This is a genomic window from bacterium (genome assembly GCA_026398675.1).
Lineage (GTDB): Bacteria > RBG-13-66-14 > RBG-13-66-14 > RBG-13-66-14 > RBG-13-66-14 > RBG-13-66-14.
The window spans coordinates 1-2,104 of sequence record JAPLSK010000030.1; the positions used below are offsets into that span (position 1 = coordinate 1).

Below are 2,104 nucleotides of genomic sequence, written 5' to 3' on the forward strand. Positions count from 1 at the left end.
CACCGGACGAAGCGGGAGATCGTCGCCCGCCTGCTGGACCTCGGCCTCCCCCTGGACCGTATCTACTCCTGCTACCGCCCCCCCGACGCCCGTGGCCGGATGTGCGGGCGGTGCCCCAGTTGCCGGAGGCTGAAAGACGCGCTGGCGGCGAACGCGGCGCGCCGAGGGATTGACCTTCCCGACCGCTTTTCGAGCTGACCCCGGAACCTCCGCCGCGTGCGGGCGTACAGGATAGCGTCATGCGGGAGCTCGGACAGTTTCTGGCGAAAGTCCGCAACCGGCTGCGGGCGGCGCGGTGGGCCCGACGGGCGCTGCTGCTCCTGGTCGCCCTGGGTGCGCCGCTGCCCCTCGTCCTCTTCGCCGTCGCCGCCGGGCTGCCCTGGTTTCTGGGCTGGCTGGGCTGGCTGGGGACGGCCCTCTTTCTATACCACCGGCCCCTCCTCACGCCGTGGGCTGTGACTGACATCCCGCTGGCCGCGCGCACCCTCGAAAGCACCGACCGATTCCTGGGCGACGAGCTCTCCTCGGCCGCCGAGCTCCTGGATTCGCCGAGCCCCTTCGCCCGGCTCCAGGTGCGGCGCGCCGAGAGGCTGCTGGCCGCGGCGAACCCCAGCCTGGGGGGAGTCTGGCAGGCCGAGCTCAAACGACCCCTGACCGGGGCGCTGGGCGCGCTCCTCGTTTTCGGTCTCGGGGTTCTCATCGGTCCCGGCGGCTACGACCTGGGGTGGCGGGGGATGCTGGGCGGGGACACCTTGCCGCCGGTTCCCCGGCTTCTCGAGGTCGAGCCGGGCAACCTCGAGGTCGCGCCCGGAACTTCCGTGACCATCCGTGCCCTCTTCAATCATCCCCCCCAGAAACCGGTCCTCCGGCACCGGCCCCTCACCGGCGGACCCTGGCGGGAGACCCCGCTGGAGCCGGGGGATGACCCCTTAGTATTCTCCACCGGGCTGCCCCCCGTGGACGAGCCCCTCGAGTACCAGGTGTCCCACGGCGCCGGCGCCGGAGAAAAATACACCCTCACCCTCCTGCCCTCCCCCCGGTTGAGCGGTCTGCGCCTGAAAATCTCACCTCCCGCCTACACCGGCCTGCCCCCCCGCGAGCTGCCCCCCGGCGAGGGGAACGTCATCGCCCCCGTGGGCAGCCGCATCGGGCTCGAGGCGCTGGCGACGCCGGAGCTTTCCGCCGCCGGGCTCGAGTTCGAGACGTCCCCGGCCGTCCCGGTAGAGCCGCTCCCGTTGGCCGCCGGTTCCCGCCTTGTGACCTCTTTCACCCTCCGCCAAAGCGAGGGCTGGAACCTCCGCCTGACTGCGGTGAACGGCCTCGAATCCGCCTCGCCGCGCTACCGCCTGATGGCCCTCCCCGACGAGCCGCCCACGATCGCGCTCGACGAGCCCGGGGGCGCCGTGGACCTGGACATCACCCTGACCGTCCCCGTCTCGGCGCGGGTTGCCGACGACTACGGGGTCTCCTCTCTCGCGCTGGTTTACTCACGGCGGGCGGAGGGGGGCGGCGTCGGTGAGCCGATGCGCATCGTAATCGCCCGGAACCTCGGCCTCACGGCTTGTGTGGACTACCGCTGGAATCTGGCCGGGGTGGACCTCCTCCCCGGCGAGGAGCTCCTGTGCCGCCTGGAGGTCACCGACAACGACGCCTTCGCCGGTCCGAAGACCACCTCGTCGGTGGGCTTCGTGGTCCGCTACCCCGGCATCGAGGAGATCGTGGAGGGGGAGACCTTCGCCGGACCGATGGACTCCCTCGAGGAGCTGGGGGAGCGGGAGGAACGGCTGGCCCAGCGGATGGAGGAGCTGGCCCGCGAGCATCGCGGCGAGGAACAGGTGGGCTCCGAGGAACAGAGGCAGCTCCGTCGGCTGGCGGACGAGCAGGAGCAGGCGGTGACCCGGGCCGAGGAGATCGTCCACCGGCTCGAGGACACCCTGAACACCCTCTACGATGAGAACCTCATCACCCCCGAGAGCTTCGCCAAGCTCTCCGAGGTGCAGGGGCTTCTGGAAAAGGTCCTGGACGAGCGGCTGAAGGCGCAGCTCGACTCGCTGCAGCGGGCAGTGGAGAACCTGGACCGGGCCGAGATCGAGCGGCTGGCGGC

2 protein-coding genes are annotated in these 2,104 nt (G+C 71.2%); both read left to right on the forward strand.

The genetic code is table 11. The features are described 5' to 3' along the window. Positions 1–198: 7-cyano-7-deazaguanine synthase (locus tag NTW26_00390; protein ID MCX7020732.1), on the forward strand; the 198-nt coding region annotated here is incomplete at its 5' end. Positions 199–239: 41 nt separating this feature from the next. Then, a partial coding sequence (locus tag NTW26_00395) for a hypothetical protein (protein MCX7020733.1) occupies positions 240–2,104 on the forward strand: 1,865 nt, incomplete at its 3' end.